This is a genomic window from Flavobacterium sp. CG_9.1 (assembly GCF_015751645.1).
Classification (GTDB): Bacteria; Bacteroidota; Bacteroidia; order Flavobacteriales; family Flavobacteriaceae; genus Flavobacterium; species Flavobacterium xanthum.
This window is the reverse complement of record NZ_JADOVC010000027.1, coordinates 14,613-39,578: the sequence shown is the minus strand read 5'-3', so window position 1 is coordinate 39,578 and position 24,966 is coordinate 14,613. Positions and strand designations below refer to the sequence as shown.

The 24,966-nt window shown below is 32.3% G+C and carries 22 protein-coding genes; all 22 read right to left on the bottom strand.

Annotated features, from left to right (window positions below; translation table 11 throughout):
• Positions 1–8: 8 nt before the first annotated feature.
• The 22 genes from IWX83_RS13505 to IWX83_RS13400 all read right to left on the bottom strand — a co-directional run bounded on the left by IWX83_RS13505 (position 9) and on the right by IWX83_RS13400 (position 24,767).
• Complete coding sequence (locus IWX83_RS13505; RefSeq protein ID WP_231380025.1) at positions 9–1,091, bottom strand: glycosyltransferase family 4 protein; 1,083 nt, start codon at positions 1,089–1,091, stop codon at positions 9–11.
• The gene (locus tag IWX83_RS13500; RefSeq protein WP_196830364.1) at positions 1,082–2,473 is read right to left on the bottom strand and encodes a hypothetical protein; all 1,392 of its coding nucleotides are present in this window, start codon (positions 2,471–2,473) and stop codon (positions 1,082–1,084) included. Before IWX83_RS13500 ends, IWX83_RS13505 begins: the two co-directional genes overlap by 10 nt.
• Before the next feature lie 196 nt (positions 2,474–2,669).
• Positions 2,670–4,109, bottom strand: coding sequence for a glycosyltransferase family 39 protein (locus IWX83_RS13495; protein WP_231380024.1), 1,440 nt, complete (start codon positions 4,107–4,109; stop codon positions 2,670–2,672).
• A 382-nt stretch (positions 4,110–4,491) separates the two neighbouring features.
• A complete protein-coding gene (gene asnB / locus IWX83_RS13490; protein WP_196830360.1) occupies positions 4,492–6,201 on the bottom strand; it encodes an asparagine synthase (glutamine-hydrolyzing) in 1,710 nt (569 codons plus the stop codon).
• Complete coding sequence (locus IWX83_RS13485; RefSeq protein WP_196830357.1) at positions 6,201–6,902, bottom strand: cytidylyltransferase domain-containing protein; 702 nt, start codon at positions 6,900–6,902, stop codon at positions 6,201–6,203. Before IWX83_RS13485 ends, asnB begins: the two co-directional genes overlap by 1 nt.
• A complete protein-coding gene (gene neuC / locus IWX83_RS13480; RefSeq protein ID WP_196830355.1) occupies positions 6,902–8,059 on the bottom strand; it encodes a UDP-N-acetylglucosamine 2-epimerase in 1,158 nt (385 codons plus the stop codon). Before neuC ends, IWX83_RS13485 begins: the two co-directional genes overlap by 1 nt.
• Before the next feature lie 795 nt (positions 8,060–8,854).
• Positions 8,855–9,886 (bottom strand): N-acetylneuraminate synthase family protein, encoded by a 1,032-nt coding sequence (locus IWX83_RS13475; RefSeq protein ID WP_196830353.1) that lies wholly within the window; start codon positions 9,884–9,886, stop codon positions 8,855–8,857.
• Between the two features lie 105 nt (positions 9,887–9,991).
• Complete coding sequence (locus IWX83_RS13470) at positions 9,992–10,876, bottom strand: glycosyltransferase family 2 protein (protein ID WP_196830351.1); 885 nt, start codon at positions 10,874–10,876, stop codon at positions 9,992–9,994.
• Positions 10,877–10,929: 53 nt separating this feature from the next.
• Positions 10,930–12,162, bottom strand: a complete 1,233-nt coding sequence (locus IWX83_RS13465; RefSeq protein ID WP_231380023.1) for a UDP-glycosyltransferase — start codon at positions 12,160–12,162, stop codon at positions 10,930–10,932.
• 99 nt (positions 12,163–12,261) lie between these two features.
• Entirely contained in the window at positions 12,262–13,320 is a 1,059-nt protein-coding gene (locus IWX83_RS13460; RefSeq protein ID WP_196830349.1) for an acyltransferase, read from the bottom strand.
• Between the two features lie 62 nt (positions 13,321–13,382).
• Positions 13,383–14,489 (bottom strand): non-hydrolyzing UDP-N-acetylglucosamine 2-epimerase, encoded by a 1,107-nt coding sequence (gene wecB / locus IWX83_RS13455; protein ID WP_196830347.1) that lies wholly within the window; start codon positions 14,487–14,489, stop codon positions 13,383–13,385.
• Positions 14,489–15,427: a glycosyltransferase family 2 protein gene (locus IWX83_RS13450; protein ID WP_196830345.1), complete on the bottom strand. Its 939-nt coding sequence runs from the start codon at positions 15,425–15,427 to the stop codon at positions 14,489–14,491. Before IWX83_RS13450 ends, wecB begins: the two co-directional genes overlap by 1 nt.
• Positions 15,427–16,164, bottom strand: a complete 738-nt coding sequence (locus tag IWX83_RS13445; protein WP_196830343.1) for a methyltransferase domain-containing protein — start codon at positions 16,162–16,164, stop codon at positions 15,427–15,429. Before IWX83_RS13445 ends, IWX83_RS13450 begins: the two co-directional genes overlap by 1 nt.
• 116 nt (positions 16,165–16,280) lie before the next feature.
• A complete protein-coding gene (locus IWX83_RS13440; RefSeq protein ID WP_196830341.1) occupies positions 16,281–17,114 on the bottom strand; it encodes a glycosyltransferase in 834 nt (277 codons plus the stop codon).
• A gap of 85 nt (positions 17,115–17,199) precedes the next feature.
• Positions 17,200–18,273, bottom strand: coding sequence for a hypothetical protein (locus IWX83_RS13435; protein ID WP_196830339.1), 1,074 nt, complete (start codon positions 18,271–18,273; stop codon positions 17,200–17,202).
• Positions 18,274–19,116, bottom strand: a complete 843-nt coding sequence (locus tag IWX83_RS13430) for a hypothetical protein (protein ID WP_196830337.1) — start codon at positions 19,114–19,116, stop codon at positions 18,274–18,276.
• An 11-nt stretch (positions 19,117–19,127) separates the two neighbouring features.
• Positions 19,128–19,979 carry a glycosyltransferase family 2 protein gene (locus tag IWX83_RS13425; RefSeq protein ID WP_196830336.1) on the bottom strand — a complete coding sequence of 284 codons (852 nt, stop codon included), beginning with the start codon at positions 19,977–19,979 and terminating at the stop codon, positions 19,128–19,130.
• A 5-nt stretch (positions 19,980–19,984) separates the two neighbouring features.
• On the bottom strand, positions 19,985–20,719 hold the full coding sequence (locus IWX83_RS13420) for a DUF5672 family protein (protein ID WP_231380022.1): 735 nt from the start codon (positions 20,717–20,719) through the stop codon (positions 19,985–19,987).
• A 92-nt stretch (positions 20,720–20,811) separates the two neighbouring features.
• Entirely contained in the window at positions 20,812–21,777 is a 966-nt protein-coding gene (locus tag IWX83_RS13415) for a glycosyltransferase (RefSeq protein WP_196830332.1), read from the bottom strand.
• Between the two features lies 1 nt (position 21,778).
• A complete protein-coding gene (locus IWX83_RS13410; RefSeq protein WP_196830331.1) occupies positions 21,779–22,426 on the bottom strand; it encodes an acetyltransferase in 648 nt (215 codons plus the stop codon).
• The gene (locus IWX83_RS13405) at positions 22,420–23,502 is read right to left on the bottom strand and encodes a DegT/DnrJ/EryC1/StrS aminotransferase family protein (RefSeq protein ID WP_196830329.1); all 1,083 of its coding nucleotides are present in this window, start codon (positions 23,500–23,502) and stop codon (positions 22,420–22,422) included. Before IWX83_RS13405 ends, IWX83_RS13410 begins: the two co-directional genes overlap by 7 nt.
• Positions 23,499–24,767, bottom strand: a complete 1,269-nt coding sequence (locus IWX83_RS13400; RefSeq protein ID WP_196830327.1) for an ABC transporter ATP-binding protein — start codon at positions 24,765–24,767, stop codon at positions 23,499–23,501. Before IWX83_RS13400 ends, IWX83_RS13405 begins: the two co-directional genes overlap by 4 nt.
• Positions 24,768–24,966: the final 199 nt, after the last annotated feature.

Genomic DNA, 24,966 nt, shown 5'->3' with positions numbered 1-24,966 from the left:
ATTGAACTTTAGTAAATTATTTTTAAGTGATTTTCTACCATTTTTTCTAATGAAAAAGAATCAACGATTAAAGTCCTCGTATTTTTAGTGATTTTAGACTCGCCCAAATATACTTTTTTTAATACGTCTTGCAATAAATTGATTTCCTTTACAGTAGTTATGAAACCATTTTCTCCAGTTGTAATGACTTCCTCATTACCGCCAACATTGGTAGTAATCACCGGAACATTAGCGGCTAAACTTTCTAAAATAGAAAGACTAAAACACTCCATGTGGGTAGGCTGTAACATATAATCGTATTGGCATAGTAATTCATTGAGATTGGATTTACTACCCATTAATTGAAAATTTCCTGTCAATCCCTTATCTTTAATTAGTTGTATTAAAACATCTTTGTACGGGCCATCTCCAAAAACAGCTATTTTAATTTCACTTTTAATAGGCTCCTCTAATTGAGAAACGGCTTGAATTAGATCTTGAATCCCTTTTGATTCTCTAAGATGTGATACCACAATAAATGTTGGTTTGACAGCATTTCGGTTTACTCTCACTTTTATATCCTTAATCAACACCCCATTATAAATTGTAATCGTTTTGTTTTTTAAATGGGATCCAAAATCTTTTAGGATTTCATCTACCGTATAATTAGATACTCCGACAAACAAATCGATATATCTTGAGAACAAAATTCCTTTTACTTTTTTTTCTAGTCTCTTTTTTAACGGATAGCCAGCAATGGGTCTAGGATTGTGATCTATGACTATAATTTTGGCCGACGATAGCTGTTTCAATTTATAAAAAAAAGGGGTACACAATTCGACAAAATGAGTAATAATATGAGAATACACGGCCTGCTTACTGCTGTACGTCTCTAGAAAAAAATTTTCTAAATTTTGACCGTTGCTCTCCAGGATGGTCAAATTAGAATAGTCCCCATGATGCGAACGATTTGGAAAAAACCAATCTACTTCGAAACCATTCTCTTTGCATTTTGCATCAAACTGCCAGAAGAAATAGTCCATTCCTCCTACCCGTTCTGGTACTAATTCATAGTTGCAAAGGATCGCTATTTTTTTTTCGCTTATGACCATTGTAAAAGCGTTTCGGCGATTCGCTTCCCAGTTCCTTTCAATGGTTTTGAAACCTGCATTTCTAAAAGTTCTTCTCTGTTTGCTTCATCCAAAATAGGATTTTGGAGATAATCATTTATAAAAGTCACAAGTTCTTCCTCATTTTTAGCAATTTTTGTTGCCTTAGTATTCACCACATTGATCAGATGAGCATACTTTAAAAACCGTTGGTCGTCATATAGACCATTTTGACTATTTCCAAAAACAGTATTAATAACAGGCTTTCCAAATTGCATAAAATCCAAACTCATTGTAGACAACATATTGATATTTAAATCCGAATAATTCAATAGCCCTCTCAAATCTTTTACGTCTTCAACTGTCGGAACCCGTTGTGACCATTCTTCCTGATGTCCTTTGCGGGACAAACTCCATTTAGGGAAATTCCATTTGACGAAAGGGAATTTTTGGGCTACCAAAGCAAATCGAATCGGGTCTTCTGCAGGAGAAGTTCGAACCAATAAATTAACATGAGGAATCTTTTTTTCTAAAATAGCAGTGGCAATGGTTTCAATATACAATTCATCATTTTTACTGGTAGAACTATCGCCACAACTGAAACAAATTGTTTTTTTTAGAGGTTCTAATTCAAACTTCGAAAGAAAATCTTGTTTCGTAACGTGGTACCTCTCCAAAACATAAGGCTCAAATTGTGGGGTTCCCACCACTTCGATAGCGGACCCTTTTAGAGATGAATAAAAATGCAACAATTCCCTTTTCATTAAATCACTCCAAACCAAGAAAGAATCAAATTCAGCTGCCATTCGGCCTTTGGAAGCTAAATTATCCCAACTAAAAATAAAAGAAGCTGTTTTTAATTTCATTTTTTGAGCTAGATATGCCAAAGGAGCGATAAACGGTGGGCGTTGGTGTGTGAAAAACAACAGATCCAATTGTTCTTCATGAAGCAGCTTTTTATACGCTTTAGTAACGTTATAGTTTTTAAAAGTAAACTGTTGCAATTTACTGTATCCTTGTATGCACTTTTCAGAATAAAACAGCGCCGTAAGTTTGAAGATAAACCGAGTGGCAATTCCTCTAGGATTTTTCGCTGCCGTTTTATTGGTAGTGTAATTATCTACCATTCCAAAATTATTGTTTTTATGCACTTTTAAATGTGCTACTTCTTTTGCTTTTCTAAAAAACCACGTGGGGAATTTTTCTATAAAAACCGGTAATTCGATAATTCTTGATTTTATAATATGATCCGCATAAATTTCAGCTGGCAAACAAGAAAAAATAACGACTTCATCAAATGTCTTTTCTGCCTCTAACAAAAAATCACTTAATATAAAATTTCTAAAACCTACACCATCTGTAATTACAACTCCTAATTTTTTCATTGTTTCCCTTAATTTTTTTTATCTTTTAATTCTTCAAATATGAATTTATATTATTGGATTCTGGGGCGGTTACTAATTTTAATAATTGATAATTAAAGTATAAATTACAAACTGATTTATTGCTAGAGACAAAAGTGTAAGATTTCAAATTTAAGCTCATTCTTTTTATGCTATAACCGTATAAACATTTAAAATATCACCTCCTTTTGACAACTAAGTAAACTTTATTAAAGTTTATGATTTTATATGGTGTAGAAATATTATAATTATTAAGGGTTTTACGAATTTCTATTTCATTTGTATGACCATCAATATAAATTAAATCGCAATCATTTTGTACTGACGGGCCATTCGCTATATACGAATATTCAGATCCTAAATAATAGGAAACAAACATTAATCGATCAAATGAACCATCCTTTAATGCTCTAATTGGAACTTTACAATTTGATACATTAAAATTATTTTTAATGTATTTTGCGGCATCTCGCCAATTTTGTTTTTCATAGTTGTAATTCCCATAAAAAGATATAATTAACAACCCTATTACGTAAAATAATATATTGTGTTTTTTACTGTAATATAGTTCGTTAAAAAGAAAAGAAAGAAAAAGAAGTATGAATGGTATTGTCACAATTAAATACCTTTCAGATATCACAAATATCTTTAAAGCAACAAAATAAGCTAAAAAAAACAATAATAAAACAGGAAGTAATAGTATAATATATCCTTTTAAGAATTTGTAGAAGAAAGAAAACTTCATTAAAAACGGAAAGAGTAAAATTAAAAGAACTGCGACGCCGAATTTGTTTAAAGCTAAAAGAGTAGAGAAATTTAGTAAAATACTTTTTATATTGTTTTTAAGCCAGGAAACCTCTTTAATGTGAACTCCCATATCTACGTAATAGAACTGAAATACAAGCCAACTACTCCCTATAATTCCAATAAAAATTGAAATTACAAATATTTCAATTGCGATGGTATTTCTTTTTAAGAATAATGAATATAAAATTGTAACTAACGAAATTAGAACTATAATTAAAGACCCGAAATGATGAGTATAACAGATAAGGGATGCAATACAAAAATAATAAACAATCAACTTCCTCTCAATTTTTTTATTATCCCTAATTCTAATTATAAAAACAAAAAAAATTATACTTGCAATACAAGTCAACCCATAAAGTAGTGCATACATTCTTGCCTCTTGGGCGAAAAACAATACACACGGCGTAAAAGTGCTTAATGATAAAAATAAAATTGCAATCCTTCTTGTGAAATATTTTTGTAAAAGTAGATAAGAAGATATAAAACCTAACAAAGTGAATAAATAGCTTAATAATCTTAGATTAACATCACTTGCACCTACAATTTTTTCCCAATAAAATAATAAAACGTAATACAAAGGAGGGTTTCCATCATTCGAAATATATTCAGAAAACATTAATTTCAACGAAGAAGTTTTTAATGTAACAGTTGCTGAAAAAATTTCGTCTAGCCATAATGATTCACGACCAATATTTGGCAATACGATTAATGCACTAATGACTAAAAGTATATAAATACTTTTTTCAGAATGAAAGAAAAAATCTATAACAATACTGGAACGCATTTTAACTTTATTAATTTGTATCAATAAGAGCTTTGAATTCTTTATTTCCGAATAACTTTTCTTCATCTTTTATGAAATTAAACTTGATAAGATAAATCTTTAACCACATTTATTAGAAATAACGTAAATATTTTTTTAATTAATTTTTACTACTTTTGAATGTAAAATGGCACAAATACTAAATACAAACTAATTTTAACGTTACTTAATAAATCAAAACCTGTATTACTTTCTAGATTTCTCATTTTGAATTTGGAATATGCCTTTTTAAATCAGGGTATTGGTAATAAAGTTCTATCTTTACTATCATTTTTTTTCTATAGTTTTATAGACTTTATGTTGTTGTATCTTTTATGAAAGGCCTTCAGTAGTAAACTAATACTACACAGACGAACAAATATATCCATCACTCCAATTCTACCGCATTAATCCACTGCCAAATATAAAAACTATTATCTTGATTTCCGTCACAATACTCTTTCCATATTGCTTGCACTTGCTTTTCATCAATACCCTCTAAAGCTGAAAACAGAGCTATACTCTTGATAAAATAAGGCGCCAATTCCTTTGCAATCCATTCTCTCTGCGGGGTTTGCAACGCTCTTTTTGGAGCTAAAGCAATCGTGTCTCCCAACTGTTTTTTGACTAAATCGCGCAACAGCCATTTTGTTTGTCCGTTTTGAATTTTCATATTTTCACTTTGTGCAAAAGCCAATTCTACCAATCGATAATCTAAAAATGGCTCGCGTAGCTCTGTACTGTGCATCATACTGATGCGATCATTAAAACGCAAAGCTCTAGGGATTTTAGTATAAAACAAATCTCGATACTGCAGATTTTGTAAATCTGTTTCGAAAGGACGATCGTATACTTCTTTTTGAGCCCAATCGCTATACCTTTCTACCAACACTTCCGGACGTACCGGGCTCGAATTCAATCCCTGAATTAGACTGTCGCTTTGGTTGTGGTAATAATCATAACCCGCCCAAGCTTCGTCCATACCTTGTCCGTCTAGAATCACTTTAATCCCTTTTTTCTTGGCTTCTGCAAATAATAAACTATAAGCTAAAGTAGGGAAACCGCCAAAGGGTTCATCCTGAAACCAACTTATCGTCTCTATTAATTGTGGAATTTGTTTGTAGTCCAACAGTACTTTGTGCAACGGATACGGCGTGGTTTGCAGCAACGCTTCTACCCACGGTAATTCATCGTATTTTTCATTATCCGAGTAAAAAGTAAACGCTTCTATGGGTTGTTGGGAAGGCAGGTGCTGGTGTACTAAATTAATTAATGTAGAAGAATCCAATCCTCCACTCACATTCATTCCCAAGGGCACATCGGCTCTGAACCGCAATTGTACCGCGTCTTTTAGCAAGGCTTCATATTCTATTTTCAATTCTGCTAGTGACAAAGGAACCGTATTTTTAATCCGTTTAGGGAAATCATACCATTTTTTCAATTTTATACGGTCCTGATTCTGATTTTCAGTATAACGCCATTCAAAAAAATGACCAGCCGGAATTTGATTAATATTCTCCCAAAAAGTTTCAGTAGGCATACCGTAAGTACCATATACAAAATAATTGGCCCACACTTTTTTATGTTGCACTTTTGGAATTCCCGCAGCAAACAATGTTTTTATTTCACTGCCAAAATACAACTGATTTTCATATATTGCGTAATAAAACGGCTTGACACCAAAACGATCCCGAACCGCAACTAATTTTCGGTCTAGATTGTCCCAAATAGCAAAACTAAACATCCCATTAAGCTTGTCTAAAGCAGGAATTCCCCATTGGATGTATGCAGCCAGCAAAACTTCGGTATCGGATTGTGTTCGGAAATTATAAAATGCCTTCAGTTGCTCTTTTAACTCCGTATAATTATAAATCTCCCCATTAAACACGATGGTATATCGGCCGCAAGTACTGATCATGGGCTGGTTCGCTGTTTCCGATAAATCAATAATACTTAATCGGTTGTGCCCTAAAACAATACAATTATCATCCCAAATCGTCATAGCATCAGGCCCGCGATGCTTTTGAACTTCCAGCATTTTGTATATCGTGATGCGATTATTTAGCTTATTCCCTAAAATCCCTACTATACCACACATCAGATTAGCCTTAAAATAGTTGGTAATTTTTTGACTGCTTTCTCCCAATCGGTCATTGTGTCTATATTCACATATAGATCGGGATTACTTTCCATATAACTAATCGAACTACCATAAAACGAACCGCTTTTAATCGCTTCAATTTTGGTTAGATACAGTGATCCGTCTCTAAAAAAAGCTTTTGGCAAGTCTTGTCTTCGCTTGATAATTTCTTTTTCACCGGTGGCAATCGCTAAACATCCGTTTTCATCTGCCTCAAAAACCCAATGCGGATTGTATTCAAGAGGGACTTGGAGTACGGTAACTAAGGAGTCCGCTTTTTTTTCTTTAAAAACAGCAATGGCTTTATCTATAGATCCTCTTTCTCGAAAAGGAGCAGTAGGTTGTAACAAACACACGGCATCAAAAAACTCCCCTTTTGCTTCCAAAAAAGCGATCGCGTGTTGCACCACCGAAATACTGGATGCAGTATCGTCTGATAATTTTTCTGGACGTAAAAAAGGAACGTCAACCCCATAATTCAGAGCAACCGCTGCAATCGATGAATCATCTGTAGAAACTAGTATTTTAGACAACAATGTACTTTCCAAGGCTTGTTGAATGGTATAACCAATTAAGGGCGTGTCGCCCAATATTTTTATATTCTTTCCAGAAACTCCTTTAGAACCTCCTCTGGCTGGAATTATCGCAAGGATTTTCATTAATAAGAAATGGTTTTATGAAATTGCAACGGAAGCGTTGCTAATAAATGGGCTATGGTATTTCCAGATTTACCACCTCCATATACTGAGGAAACATCTGCTTTTCCGTTTTGCACGATAGTTGCTACCGCATTTATAATTTCAGTTTTATTATAGGGAACGTCCAGTACATTTTCGCCTCGATCGCGACGATTTTGTCTGGTTCCAATATTAATTACAGGAACGCCCAAATACGCGCATTCTCGAATTCCCACACTTGAATTCCCAATTAATCCAATTGCATTATGGAGTAACACCAGAAAATCATCACCTTCCATATTCTTAAAAAAATGTACATTTTCGAGCTTGTTTTTTTCTCTAAAGCTACGAATTCCAGTGGATGTTCCATCTGCCCCTGCATCTACATTCGGCCAAAACCATAAAGTAGGCAAATTCAATTCACTTACCGCCAAAAGCGTTTCTTCAATGTGTTTTCGGGAATCCTGGTATTCTGTAGTGACAGGATGCTGCATTACCACCAAGTAACCTTTGGACAAATCGGGTTCAGCCCCAACACCGCCGTACTTTTGATACGGATTAAAGTTTAATGTTTTTATTTTTAAAATTTCTGCAGCAATATCTATCGAAGGACAACCGGTATTAAATACAAAATCAGGATTTTCACCCAATTTGAGCACACGTTCTTTTGCATTTTCTGAAGCCACAAAATGGTAATCCGCTAGTTTTGTTATAGAATGACGCACTTTTTCGTCAATATTCCCAGTGACTTCACCTCCTTGTATGTGTCCCAGCGGAATATTCATATACGAAGCCGAAATCGCCGTGGCCATCGTTTCAAATCGATCAGCAACCGTTACAACAATATCTGGTTTTAAGTTATCAAAAACTGTCGAAAGTTCCAGAATTCCAATTCCGGTGGTTTTTGCTGCAGCCGTGAGATTTTCTCCTTCCAAAACGTTAAAGACTTTGGCCGCAATAGCAAATCCGTCTTTTTCAATAAAATTCACTGCAGAACCATAGCGTTCTAATAAAGCTGAGGCAGCGACAACTAGTTGCAATTCTAAATCGGGGTGGTCTTGTATTGCTTGTAAAACCGTTTTTACACGGCTATAAGAGGGTCTGGCAGTGATGACGACTGCTATTTTTCTTTTTGGCATTTTAATGTATTATTCTTGGGTTTAAAAGTAAACAAAAAATGAAAGCTAAAAAAAATATTTAAGGAACTTCGACAGGCTCAGTGTGACAAGTGCAGAATAGAAACAATTAGGAACACTACTGTCAGTCTGAGCTTGTCGAAGACCTTTCTTTTTCAGGACAAAAGCACTTCGACAGGCTCAGCGTGACAACTGCTAAAAAATTATAAATAGGAATACTAATGCCGTATCAACTCAATATAATAATTAAAAACAAGATATAATCAGGAACATTACTGTCTGTCTGAGCTTGTCGAAGACCTTATCTTTTCAGGACAAAAGCGCTTCGACAGGCTCAGTGTGACAACTGCTAAAAAATTATAAATAGGAATTCTAATCCCAAATGAAGTCAATGTAATAATTAAAAACAAGAAACAATTAGGAACACTACTGTCAGTCTGAGCTTGTCAAAGACCTTTTCTTTTTCAGGACATGAGCACTTCGACAGGCTCAGTGTGACAAGTGCAGAATAGAAACAATTAGGAACAGTACTGTCAGTCTGAGCTTGTCGAAGACCTTTTCTTTTTCAGCACAAGAGCACTTCGACAGGCTCAGTGTGACAACTGCTAAAAAATTATAAATAGGAATTCTAATGCTGAATGAAGTCAACATAATAATTAAAAACAAGAAACAATTAGGAACATTACTGTTTGTCTGAGCTTGTCGAAGACTTCTTATTTTCAGGACAAAAGCACTTCGACAGGCTCAGTGTGACAACTGCTTACAAGTAACAAGCAGTAACAATCAGAAACAATACTATCATTCTGAGGTTGTTGAAGAGTAATCCTCCTCATTCAAAAATTCCCATTGCTTCAAATCTCGATTTAACACCATTCCTATTGCCTCTTGAAAACGGGATGCCTCGAGTCCATAACCTTTCGGTTTTTTAGCTTCTAAATCATTGAATGTGAGAATGTGATTTTTAGGCAAATTTTTATTTACTGCTAATGATTTTTCGAAAATTTGCTTGATTTCTGAGAACTCCTTATTGTTGTTTTTAATTACAGGATTTGCTAAAGCAGTTGCTATATTACGAACCGATACCACTAAATCTTTTGTTTCTTGAATGGTTAAAGAAGCTTTGGCATCGGGTCCAAAAAGCTGCCGGTCAAAAACAACATGAAATTCTAAAATACTGGCTCCCAAGGCGGTTGCGGCAATACACGTCTCCGTTCTAGCCGAATGATCTGAAAAACCAACAGAAACATTATATCGTTCCTTTACTTCTTGAATAACATTTAATCCGTAGTGTTCTGGAGTAGTGGGATACGCTGTGGTGCATTGCAAAATAGAAAATTCGACCTTTCTTTCTCTAAGAAAAGAAACAGCCTTATCTAGCTCGTCATACGAGCTCATTCCCGAGGACAAGATAACTGGCTTCCCTGTTTGTGCAATCTTTTCTAAAATCAGGAAATTAGTGACCTCTCCCGATCCTATTTTATACTGTTTCACACCGATTTCCTCCAGCCAATCTACCGCCAAATTGCTAAAAGGAGAGCAGATAAAATCAAGTCCTAGGTTATCGCAATGTTGTTTAATTCCTTTCCATTGTTCCAAAGAAAAACTCATTCTTTGCCAATACCCATATCTGGTTTCATCCTCCAGAGAGAATTTCACGCGAAAAGGCTCGTATTCGCTACTTTCGGCTTCAGCAATATGCATTTGAAACTTAAGGGCATCCACACCCGTTTGTTCAAGAGCATCCATATAAGAATATAAAATACCCAAACTACCTTCGTGTGCTTGGCCAATTTCGGCAATGATATAAGGTGGCGGGTTTTTTGATGACATATTTTCTATAATAGTTTAGTTGATTTGGTAAAATATCTATTTAATTCCGAAAAAACTTATATTAAAAAAATTATATTTTTTCATAATTTTTTTAATATAAGTTTTTTAATACTCAATAGCTGATAAATGTTTCGTCTTTTCTAAAAGTGAATTTTTAATCGGCTTTCTATATTTTAAAACTTTAGGGATATTCAAACAAACCTCAACAATTATTTTGAAAAAAATTTTAAAGCAATTGACATCTGTTAACGCATATTTTATGAAGTTATGTCTATACAATTTTAAAATTTTTATTAAAGGAAATGGATAGTATACTAAATAATAATAGGTGGTGTTTTTTAATTGCTTGCCAAATCTAAAATAATTCTTACCCGCTAGTTTACGAGCTTCTTTGTCTACCCTGTGATTTACCATTATTTTATTCGAGTAAATGATATCAAATCCTTTGGACAGTACCTCAATAGCAACACAAGACTCCTCCCCATAAATATCTATCCATACGGGAAAGCCATTGGTAGCATCATATACTTCTTTTTTTATGGCAAAACCACAACCAATAAAATCACTACAATAATATTCTTCCTCTTTAAAATCAAAACTACCCAAAGCTTCTTCATCTGAATTAAAAATTCCTTTAATTTCCTTAAAGGCAATAATTCCTACGTTGGGATGTTTTTGAAAAATAGAAATAGTTTGACTGATAAAATCAGCATTTATAGGATGCGCATCATCATCTAAACCAATCAAATATTTTCCTTTAGCTCTTGAGTAAAGTACATTTCTTGCAGGTGAAGCACCAATTGATTTTGTAGTAAATTCCCAGTTGACCCAACTAAATTGGTTACTCAATTCTTCAGAATCGTCGGTACAACCATCGAGAAAAATTAGCACTTCATGACTTGAAAAATCAATTAATTTTTCTAGTACTAATAATGTTCTCTCAAGCTCCTCTTTTCTATTTTTAGAGACAATTAAAATGGAAATTTGCATACATGCATTTATTTATTAAACCATAACTCAAATATTTAAATTATTGTTATCTGCTATAATTTGTTAATTGTATCTCTTAAATAATCAGCAGACACATACTGCTGTAAATCATTTCTATTCAACAGTAAACTATCAGGATTTAGTTTCCATAATTGATATAATTTTTCAATAAGAGCGGCTATTTTCTCAACGTCATCTACTTCTGACCAATAAGGATAGGCATCACCTAAAAGTCTTTTAGTTTCACTATAATAAGGAGCTAGGGAAAGAATTATTTTATTAGCTTCAACACAATGCGGAAACTTAGCGGGAAGAAAAGGACTTATTTCAGCTTTTGCTTCAAGTATAATATTAACCGATACGTTTCGCTGCAGTTTATACACAGCTGCAAACGGAACATTCCCATTAAAAATATAAATTTGAGGACTGTTCTTTTCATAGTCTTCCAACATCTTTTTATGATAGGACGCTGCACCTAGCAATAGTAACTTTGAATCTTTTGCGGCATCGGGATTTTGCTGTATAAACACTTTAAAGCCTTCAATCAAACCTGCGGGGGAACGCTGCTTCATTAAATTGCCTGCATGAAGCAAATTGAATTTTGACGCATCAAAATAATCAGGAAAAATAGCATCTTCGAGCGAGTAATTCGCATTTTGATGGGGTATTACTGTTCCTGTTTTTATAAAATCAGGAAAATAACTTCCCATCCAATCCATTAACAATTGACTGGGAAACCCACTATATTTCGATTTTTCTGAAACAGCTCTAAAAAAAATTTCTTTTATCGCATATCCTGGCTGAACCCAGTTGTAAGGTCGCGGATAATAATGAAAGGGATAGGGGTCATGTACGTAAGCCATCCATTTATCATGCAATTGAGGTAATTTTAAAACAGCATAATGAGGTCTAAAACTAGCGCCTTTACTCAAAGTAAGGACTAAATCAGGTTGAAATGTTCGTTTTTTTAACGCACTCACAATACTGTTAGTGTCATTAAAAAAAGTAAACGAGAATCCGAACTTTTTTTCTAAGAATGGCATCAAATTCCAATTCAAATTTCTAGCTAATATCCTTTGTATTCTGCTTAAAAAATACAGGGGACTGTATTTTATTTCTTGAATAGCGTAACAAGTAACTCCCGCTAACTGTATGTTTTTAAGCGTATAATGATAGACCAACAATTCAAAACCGGCCGCCGCAAGATTTTGGATCAGTGCGACATTAGCTTTAGAACCGCTGCTGTCTTCTATATTAATGGAATCTACTACCACGAGTATTTTCATTTTAGTTCTGATTTAATAAATAAGCAACAATTTGTCACAACGTACACTAAAAAAATTAGCAACAAAAACTTTTTTATCCATTAGACATAACATAATTATTTAAAAGTATTTAATCTTTTCTTTTAGTTGTAACATTGGCTTCTCCACGATTATCCAAGAGAGGTAACTTACTCCAATAATAAATGAAGTTTGAATAAAAAATTCCACGTATGAAAAATCTCCAATAGAAGCTGGCGTCATCGTCCCTGTTTTTTGAATCACCCAAACCCAATACTTCGGTATTATATTATGATACAAATATATTCCATAACTTATAATTCCAATAAAATTTAAAATTTTATTCTCTAGAACAGCATTAACCAAGGTACTTTTAGGACTATATCGACATTGTACTATTACCGCAATTGCTACTATCGAAATCGCCAAGCGTTCTGAAAAATAAGGAATTATAATCAACGTATTATGAAAACAAATCAATAAAAGAGTTGGAAAGAAAATAATCTTTAATGTTTTTACTAAAAGCACTTCATAATCGGGTCTAATAATTTCGACATAAGCAAGCAATGCCCCAATTCCAAAAGCATTAATGCACGCTAAAGTCAGAATACTTGACATTTCTGAATAAAAAAAAGGATAACAGGTTCCAACAAATATGAGCAAACAAATTAAAGAAAAAATTCTATTTTTAAAAAACAGCAGTAGAATCAATGGCCAAAATATATAGAACTGTTCTTCGACTGAAAGTGACCAAAGATGAGCTAATGCACCAAACCATCTGTTCTCTTTATAGTTTAAGTAGTTAGCTCCATAAAAAACATACCAATATATATTTGCTCTAAATTGATTTCCAATAATTCCACCAGTCATATACATGAAAAACAACAATAAATAATAAATAGGAAATATTCTTAAAGATCTACGAATAAAAAAATTTTTAATAATTTTTAAATTTGATAGAGGGATATTTTTATCGTTGTTAATTTGAAAAAATAGAGATCGAGAAATCAAAAACCCACTTAATACGAAAAAAACATCTACACCGTATTTACCAAGAGGAAAAACATGTACAAAATGACCGCGTGGAAATCGATGTGAGAAAATGACGAAAAAAACAGCAATGGCACGAATCCCATTTAATCCAGGTATATATCTAACCATACAATAATCCTATATAATTTATTCACAAAATAATATTAAACAATAAAAAAAGCAGATAAATTTTAAATAAAATCATTTAAGTATTCTATTATTCTATTAGACGCGTCCCCGCATCCATAAGGATTTTTAGTGTTTTCAAATCCCGTAAAGTGGTCTAAAATCTCTTCAATACTATATTTTATTTTTTTCCGGTCTGTTCCTACCAAAGTAGAAAATCCAGCAGCGACCCCTTCCGGCCTTTCTGAAACAGTCCGGGTCACCAAAACAGGTTTCCCAAGAGTAGGTGCTTCTTCCTGTATTCCTCCTGAGTCTGTTACAATCAAAAAGGACTTTTGCATCAACCACACGAAGGCAGGATAGGAAACGGGCGGTACTAAATAAATATTTTTCTTACCTGCTAATTTATCATAAACTATATCTTTTACATTGGGATTTAAATGTACAGGATACACTATTGTTACATCTTCTCTTTCGGATACCGACAAAAGGGCTTCACAAAGGTTTACAAATCCACCTCCAAAATTTTCTCTGCGGTGTCCAGTAACTAAAACTATTTTTTTATTTGTGGGAAGATTTTTTTTCAGTGTCTCTATTTCTGGGTTTGAATAATTTGCACATCCAATTTTATCAACTGTCCACAGTAAAGCATCAATAACGGTATTACCAGTTTCGATTATATTCTTTTGTAAAATCCCTTCTTGTAATAAATTTTGGGCAGCTGCTGTTGTAGGCGTAAAATGAATATCGGCAATTCTGCTTGTAATCTGACGGTTTATTTCCTCAGGAAAAGGAGCTTGCTTGTTGAAGGTTCGCAATCCTGCTTCGACATGACCTACTTTTATCCCTAAATGAAAAGCAGCCAAAGCCACCATCGCCGAAGTGGTAGTATCTCCATGAACCAAAACCATATCTGGTTCTGCCTCATTTAGCACGCCATCTATTTTAAAAAGAATATTTGCACTCAAACTATTCAAAGTTTGATTTGGTTTCATTAAATCTAAATCATAATCAGGAACGATTTCAAAAAAATCCAATACCTGATCTAACATTTCACGATGTTGTGCCGTAACACAGACTTTTACATCAAAATTATTATTTTTCAATTGATGGTATAGAGGAGACATTTTTATAGCTTCTGGACGTGTCCCAAAACAAAGTAAAATTTTCATTAATTCTTTTTTATAATTCTTTTTTTCAATTTAGTAATTTTAAATCGCAACGGTAAAATAAAATAAAATAGGCGCCATTTTAAATAATTATATCCGCTAAATTCTAATTCCCTCATTATCTTACCAAATAAATCATATTCAGTATATCCATGAGACATCGCAATAAAATAACGAATTATTGGATCATTTATTAAGCTTTTTTCTTTAAGATTTTTAAGGACTAATACAATCGCATCAATGTTAGAAAGTGTTCTAATGGGATCTAATCTAAAATACTGACCCGTCATCGAGTCACTATGTTTTCTGGCAAAGAACAAAGACTTTTCAATGGAAATCCCCGTGATTCCTGTAGATAAAATTCTGGAATATAATTCCCATTCTTCTGCATGGAGTAAATGTTCCGTATATCTATTTTCAAAGAAACATTCTTTTTTCCACAGAACTGCGCAAGAATTAAAGGGAAGTTCTTGATTCAATAATCTAAAAACATCCTTTTCGTTAATATAGAAGCTAGTGTATTCTTTTGAATAATCAAAATTATAATCAAAGGTATCATAGAAAACTTCTCGAATGTATCTACAAAAAGAGACTTCATTATGAGATAATTCTAAAACAGACAATTCTAAATTTTGTGGATGTACAATATCATCATCATCAAAAAAAATAATATAGTCCCCTTTGGCTACATCTAAACCGTAATTACGTGCCCCAGGCAATCCTTTGCGATAGGTGTCAGGGCGATGCAAATACTTAAATCTATTATCCTGAGCTAAAATTGGTGCAATAACTACTGCAGTGGCATCAGTACCTCCATCATCAATAATCAAACATTCCCAATCCTTGAAAATTTGATTTTGTATGGATTGTAATGTTTCAACAACATAGCGTGCTCTGTTATAGGTCGCCATGATGATGGTAACCTTAGGTAAATGATTCATTATTTTATAATTTCTACAACCATGGTTTCAATAAGATTAATTCTCTCCGGAATTATAGTTCCATGTTTTTCAATATTTTGTAAAAAAGGGACTTCGCTTTCTCCTACTTTACATTGTCTTATACTCGTATAACTACATTGCATTGCTAACTTTTTTATACTTGAAAAATCATGTATCACTTGATGTCCCCATGCTTTAAAAAAATTATTAATTACATAAATATGATGCTGGTCCTTTTTAATACCTAAAATTTTTACAGATTTTAAATAAGGTGAAGCATTTATATAATAATCAACATAATCAAGATTTTCTCTAGAATGTGGATCGGAATATATTTTAAATAAAAAATCTAAATTAGGAGTTGCGATTCTCATAACGCCTCCTTTTTTTAAAATACGATGCCCTTCACGTAACATGTTAACTTGTTGTTCTACTTTCAAATGTTCAAAAAGATGCTCAGAATAAATAAAATCAAAAGAATCAGAAATAATGGGAAACGTAATTCCCGCATCTAGAAACGCAATACTTTCACTATAATTTAAATCCGTATTCAACCAACCTTCCAGCACATTAGAACCGCTACCAATTTGCATTTTTTTTATTTGATTGGTTTCAATATATGCATCAATAATCGTCTTTTGCTCTTTTATACTTATAGCACGAGCTTTTCTATCTCTATAAACCTCATAAACACCAAATGGAGATAGACTTAAAACCTTTTTTAAGATCTTTTTCATTTTTAAAATTTCTATTAATTTACTTTTTAAATAAATTGAGTAATTATTCTCAAAATAATTGAATGTCTTAAACAAATAAAACGGACATAAAACTACTATCTGAAACTTAAAGACAGCTATTTTAAAATAGATTTAAACCATCTAAAAGGCTGTAAAACAGAGTGTCCAATCATAAATTCTAATCGTTTTGTGTTTTTATTTTTTTCTGCTTCCTCTCTTTTGATTCGATCAAACAGATTTTCTACTAAATTTTCAAAGTTAATTTTGTAAACATCATCATGTTTTCTGATAATAAGCTTGAACTTATCTAATTTTAAATCGCGAATTCGATTTGTAGTAGAGTTCTCTCGTATTTGATAATTAAACAGAATTTCATTAATTACATAAGCATATCCACCTATTTTTAAAATCTGAATGTAAAACTCCCAATCCTCAAGGCCTAAAATTGGTAATTTTTCTTCATAACCACCACAGAGTTCCCAATCCTGTCTTTTAAACATTAAGCTTCCCAAAGCTGCATTAGCAAATAAAAAATTATTTAAATTACCTCCCTTGGGAGTAAAAACATTAATAATCCCGTGACTATTAAAAAGATTGGCTTGACAAGTAACCATAGTAATAGAATCTTCCTCTAGAAATTTCAAAACAGCTTTTTCGCAAAAAGAGGGTTCAAAAAAGTCATCCGCATCAAGATTAACAATATACGTACCTTTAGCTGCCTTTATACCATTATTTCGGGCTACACTTTGCCCTTGATTTTTTTGAGTTATTATTTTTGTAATTTGAGGCTCTAATCTTGTTAAAACATTTTTCGTTTCTACATCAGACCCATCATCAACTACAATTATTTCAATATTAGGATAAGATTGATTTAAGGCTGAAAACACTGCTTTCTCAATGTACTCAACATCATTATAGCAGGGAATAATAATGGATACTAGATTATTCATAATAAATTTATAGGTAATTATTTTTTTTATACTTTGTACAAACTATTTAGTAAATAAACTCAAGATCTTACATTTTATATTTTTTTTACTTTTCTTTTATATGTAATCTAACACCACTCATAAATAAATCATTTATTAAATCATCCATTTGTTTAGCAACGATTTTTGGCATATATCTCTTCATTAACTTGGCCGGAAAACTTTTATGACACATTGAAAGTTGTACTCCTTTTTTCAACGCATTTGAAACAGAAAGATTTTGTTTTGGATTAAAAATAGGCAATCCCATTCCCTTTAATTGTTCTTTGATATTTCCGACAGCGGGCCCCACAACAATTTTATTAAATGTTAGCCCCAAGAAAAACATTCCTGAATTCAAAGATTCAATTCTTGGTATAAAAACTAGATCTGCTGCTGACATTTTAAGCTCCAAATCTTTATGTGACTGGAATCCGTATGTAAATAAAAAATGTGGCTTACCATGATTTTTTTTAAAATGAGAAATCATTATGTTTTTAATATCAATTATCCTTTTCAGCATCGTTCTCCCAGGAAAATCATATCTGAGTTCCGCATGCATATTTATGCAAACAAGTACTTTATTAGTGATATCAAGAGATTTAAATGCCTTTAACATCATGTCTCTTTCTGCATAATTCCTTATGTTACCCGGTACAATAATAACAAATTTTTCTTGCTCAATTTGAAGCTCTTTCCGTGCAAATTTTTTATCTAATATGCAGTAAGACATGGAATACAAGGGATGATAAATTATTTCGTGCCGTGCTGTAGGATACTTTTCTTCATATAAATTTTTACTGTATTTTCCTAAATGAATAAAAACATCAGTACTGCGTTCTATAAGATCAAATAATTTAGTAAAATTAATAGTTGTTCCTTTATTAGGCAGATAATCGTGTTTCGTATAAATAAGTATTGATTTTCGTTTCCACTTATTTATAATTCTTTCCAATATATTCAATTCTTCCTCGGAGGGCTCTTTCCAATCAAAAATTGCTTCAGGCCAATGAATATGGACAAAATTATAGGAAGGGTCGTAATTTAGATAATTATCATACACATAAGTATGCACTGAGTTATTGGTTATTTCATCTAGGTATGGATTTGGATCTTTTTTAAAAGGAAGAAATATTTTCATTTACAGAATATTTGCGTCTTGATTATTTAAAGTTATTAATTCAATCTGTCCTATTCGGGCTGCAATTTCTGAATAAGAGCTCCAGTACGAGCCGTAAATATAATTAGTTTTCGCTAAACAATATAAATCAACAACAGCGTCTTTGATTCCCTGTGGTGTATTCCTATCAATTTCTTTTTTATAAGTTAAAATTTTTTCTCCAAATAATTCCTTGAGGTTTTTTTCTGTATTTATATCATCCGTTGCTAAAAAAAAATTACTATCCTTGTTTATTTTCAACTCATAATTTATTTTATCAATAAATAGTTCTAAAGGGCTTTGCTCTATGGCTATAATATTATCACTTCGTCTAATATGTAGCCCAATTGTAAGATTATTAAATTTTATTGTTTGACAATCTATTATCTTTTGAATTTGTAGTACCGGCTTAAATTTTAATAATTGTTTTTGATTATCCCCAAATTCATGACATGTTTGAATATATAAACATTTGTTTTTTTTTGAAATTTCTAGAATATTTATTTTATTATTCCATATTAAGTTTTTAAAATCTGAATTCACAATGCAATAATCTACACGCACTATTTTATTTTTAATCCAAGCCTTTATCCTTTTTTTAAGTTCTACTTGGTTTGTTGCCCTGACTCTTAAAAATTCTGGTCTATTACTTTCGATAGTCATATTTTTGATTGGGTCAAAAAGATCTTCAAATTTGCAATTTAAATCACTGTTTAAAGCCCAAATTATCCCTGTCTTTTTATTAGATTCATTACTTAACCACAAGCCAGAAGCAATCACTCTCATCCTATTTGCTAACCCACCTAAAGGCTCTAATACTACCATAATCTGTTTTTTTAACTTACTGTATCCTTTAATTTACTTTTTGAAAAGATTATTATATAAATCCTAAAAAAAATGGAAACTATTTTTTTTCCCACAATTGTCTTCTCTATTTCAGATAACATTTTAAATCTATTCGAGTCTAAAATTTTATTATTCTCCTTTAATTTCTTTATGTTTTTTTGCATCTCAATATAATCTAAAAAATACATACCGAAATGCTCCTCAAGCACCATTTTTTTCTCTTCAGAAAAATCTGCATTCCAACTTATTCCGTCTGTATTAAACACTGCAAGTATTTCATTAACTTTTAAATAAGTAGAATTGAATTTGAATAATGCTAAAATAAAAAATTTCCAATCCGATATAATTTTCAAATTTTCATCATACAATCCTATCCTATCAAATAAATCTTTTTTGACATAAGTAGATTGATGTGGAAGTGTTCCATAAAACATATCTGAAAAACGTAATTTAGATGGACTTGAGTCTATAAAAATTTTGTTTACACCTACAATTTTTATATCAAAACAAACCAAATCATATTCATCTAAATAAAAACAACTTTTTTCAACAGATATATTTTTATATAAATAATCCCCACTATTTAAAAACAACAAATACTCACCAGTAGCTACTCGTATCCCCTTATTCATCGCATTGTAAATACCAGAATCTTTCTCACTTACCCAATACTCAAAATTATCACATTGCTCTTCAATAAAAGCAGCACTGCCATCTGTTGAGCCACCATCGATAATGATATATTCAAACTCTTGCCACGTTTGATTTACAACACTAGCAACAGTTTGTTTCAACCCTTCGAGATTGTTGTAGTTGATGGTGATGATGGATAATTTTAACATATAACTTAAATCTTTACTCTTGAATTGATTTTATAACCGAAATTTTCAATATATGGTCTCCAGAATTCAAGATCATATCTCCACCAAGCATGACAACCCATAGGTAATTGATTTTGATTTATCTTAAACAAGTATTTTGGTTTAACTTCAAAAGCAAAAGATATGGCCTCTTCTACAGATGCAATTTTAAAACCTCGAACATCGTTTCCTATCACTTGAGCGATAAATCCATCTTCATTAAAATGAATTGACCGCTGAATTGACATATTTTCTCCAAAATAAATAAATATTTTATTGAGAAAAATAGCCAATTTAATCTGCACTCTATTTTTTTTACCAAAATAATAACACATGCCGTCTTGTACATATACTCGTTTTAAGGCACGCTTCATTGCACTAATATTTCTCAACGAAAATCCAGAATTACCCACACCTAAAAATTCATGTGTAGGATTATCATACCCTACAAACCATGGAGAACCTATATAATCGTATCCTTTATCACACCATAATAACAATTCATCTTTAAACACGAAGGCATCTAATTCGTACGTTAATAGATACTGGTAATCATCAAATAATTTATAAAAAAATTGACTTAATTTCAATTTATTATATTTTTTAATAGAGGACTGCCAAATCGGGTCTATAAAAACCACTTCAAAGCATGAAATTATAGCATAATATTTTTCAAGATTTAAGCCTTCTGGAGCAACTATAAATATAGGATGTTCTCCCAATATTTTAAAACATTGTTGAAAGGAAATCAACTCTAATTCACTTGGTTTATCTGAATGTACGGGAATAACAACGACACATATTTTTTTAATTTTCATTTATGTATTTCGTAATTTTTTCTTGTTGATTGCGGTACATAAGTACTCCACAGTTTAATCAAATACCATTTTAAAAATCTCATCTTAGTAGCTGTTGGAAGATTTGTTAAAACAGGAAAAAAAATATCATTAAAAACATTTACACTAACAAGCTTACAATTTTCATGTCCAATTATACAAAGAACGATGTCTTTTAAATTTCTTTTTATAATATAATTCAAAGAAGGTGTATCAACAATCTTCTTTTTTATTTCATTATAATTGTTAAAATCGGCTAAATACTTATTAAGGTTTGTAGCTGAACTCCATATACCCGTATCATGAATTCTGTAACATGCACTGTTAAAATTTAAAATCTTCCCTTTTGAATCATGTATCGCTGCAAAAAACAATGTATTATCCTTTGAATGCTTAAATTTAGACAAATCGTATCTCTTAAGAACTGAAGCTTTAAAAACAGTAGTAAGTGTCCATGTTCTATAATTTTCGAAAAAATTATTTACAGTAATATCTCCTAACGATTGATCGAAGCTAGGTATATTTTCATCTAATAAATTTCCAGATTGATTAACTTTATCAAATCTTGTCCAACAAATCGAATATTCCTCATTTGCCTGCAAAAAATCTACTTGTTTTTGAAGCTTTAATGGATCGGTCCAATAATCATCCCCATCACAAAGAGCAATATATTTACCATGACATTGTTGAATTGCAAAAATAAAATTAGACATCATTCCGATATTTTGCTCGTGTTTTATATAATTGATTATCGAACCTCTTGGATTAGTTCTTATTATATTTTTTATAATTGCATCCGATTTATCAGGTGAACAATCATTTGCCACAATTAATTCAATTTCAAAATCACATTCCTGCATCAAAACCCCTTCTATGGCTTCACGGATATAATCTTCGTGGCCATAGGTTATCATACACACACTAACTATTGGTAATTGTTCCATTTTAAAACTCTAATGGTGCTACGTTTTTAATAATTTTGGCAGGAATACCTATTACAACACAATTATCAGGAACATCCTTTGTAACGACAGAACCTGCTCCTACAACAACATTCTTACCAATATTTATATTTGGTAATACTGTGGCATTAGTTCCTAATACAGAAAAACCACCTATAAAACAATTGCCAGATACATGAACACCAGGACATAGTTCAACAAATTCGTTAATAATGCTATCGTGCCCAACGGTACAATTTAAATTAATTAAGGTACCTGTTTTAATTACAATATCATTTGTAATAACCACACCTGTCATTATGTTACAGCCTTCACCAACCGCGTTTCCAAAACTCCCTATTGTAGCTAAAGGACTTATTGTACTTGTGAATTCTCCACCTAAATCATTAAATTTTTTAGCTAACTTTTTTCTCAATATAGGATTTCCTATCCCTATTGTAAATCTATTGTCTACCATTTTAAAATAGGTTGACGCTTCTTTACTGTTTTTTAGAATTTTAAATTGACCATACAAATACTCTGGTGCATCATCGTTCACATCATCATAAAAAACTAAATTTTCAGTTTCATTATTCTGATGTAAAACTTCTAAAACTTCTTTAGCAAAACCCTTGGCTCCAACAATTAACATAATTCCGCACTTATAAGTGAAATAATATTTTGTAAATCAATTAGTGACAATCTAACATACAAAGGCAAACATAAAACTCTAGAAGCTATATTTTCTGCAATTGGCATTTTATTTCCTTTACTAAATCCAACCGTATTTAAGGATGGATAAAAATATCGTCTAGAAAAAATTTGATTGGTATTTAAAACTTTCTCCACTTTCAGAAGTTGTTCTTCACTTTCTAATACTATTGGATAATAGCTGTAATTCCAATTGGTATTTTCTCTTATTTTTATAGATTTCACTTGTGGAAAATCTAAATGAGCATTGTAATAATCGACAATATTTTTTCTTTCCTTGATGATTTCATCCATAAATGGTAAAACTGCCAGCCCCATTGCTGCTTGCAATTCAGACATTTTTCCGTTAATACCCAATCCATGAAAAGCTAAAGGACCATCGTGTCCAAAATTATGACTGTAAAACATTTTATGTTGCAACGATAGATCTTTACAAAACATCGCACCACCTTCTCCTGTGTGAAACAATTTAGTGGCGTGAAAACTACAAGTACTAACATCTCCATATTCAAAAATTGATTTGCCGTTGTATTGCACTCCAAAACAATGAGCCGCATCATAAATCACTTTTAAATTGTGTTTTCGCGCAATGGCTTCAATTGCTTCAACGTGACAGGGATTCCCAAAAACGTGCGTAGCTAAAATAGCCGTGGTTTTATTAGTTATTGCTGCTTCAATCTTGGTTTCATCAATAGTGAGGTACTCTGGATGAATATCTACAAAAATCGGCGTACAATTTTCCCAAACGATTGCCGCTGTAGTAGCCACATAAGAAAAGGGAGTTGTAATAATTTCACCTCCTTTACCTAGCAACTTTAAAGCTATTTGCAAGGGAATCGTACCGTTAGTAGTGACAACGATATTAGAAACTGATAAATACTCTTTCAACTTATCTTCTAGTTCCAATACTAGTTCTCCGCGATTGGTCAACCATTGATTAGCCCAAATACGTTCTAGCTGCACTTGATATTCTTCCAGAGGTGGGAAAAAAGTTTTAGTTACATTAATTTGATTCATAATTTATTTTCCCACATAAAAATTGGTTTTATATACCCTGGCTCTCTACCCATATAAACTCCCATTTCCCGTATGCGATCAACAACAGTAAACGAAATGATATCTTCATCTACAAAAATAGCTTCTCTTTTATCTTTAATCACAAATAAAGATAAAAAGTATTGACCAGATTGAAAAAAATCTTTCGGAAAAAAACATTTCAGTTGATTGTTGCCTTGTTTAAGATTTGTCCCATCTGTTGCATTTGAAAAAGAAAACATGGCTTCTCCCATTTCATTTTGTATGTGATAAGTAATGTGATATCTCAAATGTTCAGTATCTTTTATATCAATATCAGTAAGTAATTCTATAATATCATTTTCGGCTAAAGGATCAATTATTGTTTTGGATTTGTTTTTTAAAGATATGGAATTTAGTTTAAAAACTTCTTTGTCAAAATCATCATTAAAATTTTTACTATTCATTGCATCTCCTCTACCTTTAAGATAATGACTAATTGCATTTTCTATAGTATCTTCTAAAACTACTTTCCCATACTCTAATACAATTCCCCTCGTACACAAACTCTTCACTGCCGCCATATTATGACTCACAAACAAAACTGTTCTTCCGCCACCACGAGATATATCCTGCATTTTGCCAATGGCTTTCTTCTGAAACTCGGCATCGCCTACTGCCAAAACCTCATCGATAACTAATATTTCAGGTTCCAAAAAAGCAGCTACTGCAAAAGCCAAACGAACGGTCATACCCGAGCTGTAGCGTTTCACAGGAGTATCAATATAGCGCTCGCAACCAGAGAAGTCAATAATTTCATCCAACTTGGCGGTAATTTCTTTTTTGGTCATTCCTAAAATAGCGCCGTTTAGAAAGATGTTTTCTCTACCAGTCATTTCGCCATTAAAACCTGTTCCTACCTCGAGTAACGAAGCTACTCGACCTCCAAACTGAATACTACCAGTAGTAGGTGCAGTAACACGTGATAATATTTTAAGAAGCGTCGATTTTCCGGCTCCGTTCTTGCCTATAATCCCCAGCACTTCACCACGCTCTACTTCAAAATTAATATCCTGCAAGGCCCATACATAATCACTGGAACCTTTGGTACTTCGATCATTAACATCGCCAATTTTTAAATAAGGATTGTCCTTTCCTCGCACTTGATGCCACCAGCGGTTCAAGTCATGACTGAGCGTACCTGTTCCTACCTGACCGAGGCGGTATTGCTTAGAGATGTTTTCGGCTTTGAGAATTATGTCTTTCATTTTTTTTTCATGTTCTACTTTTACGGATCAGTACTACAAAAAGGCTACTACTATGTTCGAAATTCTCTCTTGTTTACTACAAAGACAAAATTTCTTATACTGCTTCGCACTCTGAGTCCCAACAATTATTGAAAACAGATGTAATTTTATTTTCCTGCACACGGATCCATACGTATTAATTTTATAGAATATAGCCCAC

Coding starts and splice junctions, on each gene's coding strand:
- IWX83_RS13505 (WP_231380025.1), bottom strand. CDS start 1,091: ATGGTCATAAGCGAAAAAAAAATAGCGATCCTTTGCAACTATGAATTA.
- IWX83_RS13500 (WP_196830364.1), bottom strand. CDS start 2,473: ATGAAAAAATTAGGAGTTGTAATTACAGATGGTGTAGGTTTTAGAAAT.
- asnB (WP_196830360.1), bottom strand. CDS start 6,201: ATGTGTGGTATAGTAGGGATTTTAGGGAATAAGCTAAATAATCGCATC.
- IWX83_RS13485 (WP_196830357.1), bottom strand. CDS start 6,902: ATGAAAATCCTTGCGATAATTCCAGCCAGAGGAGGTTCTAAAGGAGTT.
- neuC (WP_196830355.1), bottom strand. CDS start 8,059: ATGCCAAAAAGAAAAATAGCAGTCGTCATCACTGCCAGACCCTCTTAT.
- IWX83_RS13475 (WP_196830353.1), bottom strand. CDS start 9,886: ATGTCATCAAAAAACCCGCCACCTTATATCATTGCCGAAATTGGCCAA.
- IWX83_RS13470 (WP_196830351.1), bottom strand. CDS start 10,876: ATGCAAATTTCCATTTTAATTGTCTCTAAAAATAGAAAAGAGGAGCTT.
- IWX83_RS13465 (WP_231380023.1), bottom strand. CDS start 12,162: ATGAAAATACTCGTGGTAGTAGATTCCATTAATATAGAAGACAGCAGC.
- IWX83_RS13460 (WP_196830349.1), bottom strand. CDS start 13,320: ATGGTTAGATATATACCTGGATTAAATGGGATTCGTGCCATTGCTGTT.
- wecB (WP_196830347.1), bottom strand. CDS start 14,489: ATGAAAATTTTACTTTGTTTTGGGACACGTCCAGAAGCTATAAAAATG.
- IWX83_RS13450 (WP_196830345.1), bottom strand. CDS start 15,427: ATGAATCATTTACCTAAGGTTACCATCATCATGGCGACCTATAACAGA.
- IWX83_RS13445 (WP_196830343.1), bottom strand. CDS start 16,164: ATGAAAAAGATCTTAAAAAAGGTTTTAAGTCTATCTCCATTTGGTGTT.
- IWX83_RS13440 (WP_196830341.1), bottom strand. CDS start 17,114: ATGAATAATCTAGTATCCATTATTATTCCCTGCTATAATGATGTTGAG.
- IWX83_RS13435 (WP_196830339.1), bottom strand. CDS start 18,273: ATGAAAATATTTCTTCCTTTTAAAAAAGATCCAAATCCATACCTAGAT.
- IWX83_RS13430 (WP_196830337.1), bottom strand. CDS start 19,116: ATGGTAGTATTAGAGCCTTTAGGTGGGTTAGCAAATAGGATGAGAGTG.
- IWX83_RS13425 (WP_196830336.1), bottom strand. CDS start 19,979: ATGTTAAAATTATCCATCATCACCATCAACTACAACAATCTCGAAGGG.
- IWX83_RS13415 (WP_196830332.1), bottom strand. CDS start 21,777: ATGGAACAATTACCAATAGTTAGTGTGTGTATGATAACCTATGGCCAC.
- IWX83_RS13410 (WP_196830331.1), bottom strand. CDS start 22,426: ATGTTAATTGTTGGAGCCAAGGGTTTTGCTAAAGAAGTTTTAGAAGTT.
- IWX83_RS13405 (WP_196830329.1), bottom strand. CDS start 23,502: ATGAATCAAATTAATGTAACTAAAACTTTTTTCCCACCTCTGGAAGAA.
- IWX83_RS13400 (WP_196830327.1), bottom strand. CDS start 24,767: ATGAAAGACATAATTCTCAAAGCCGAAAACATCTCTAAGCAATACCGC.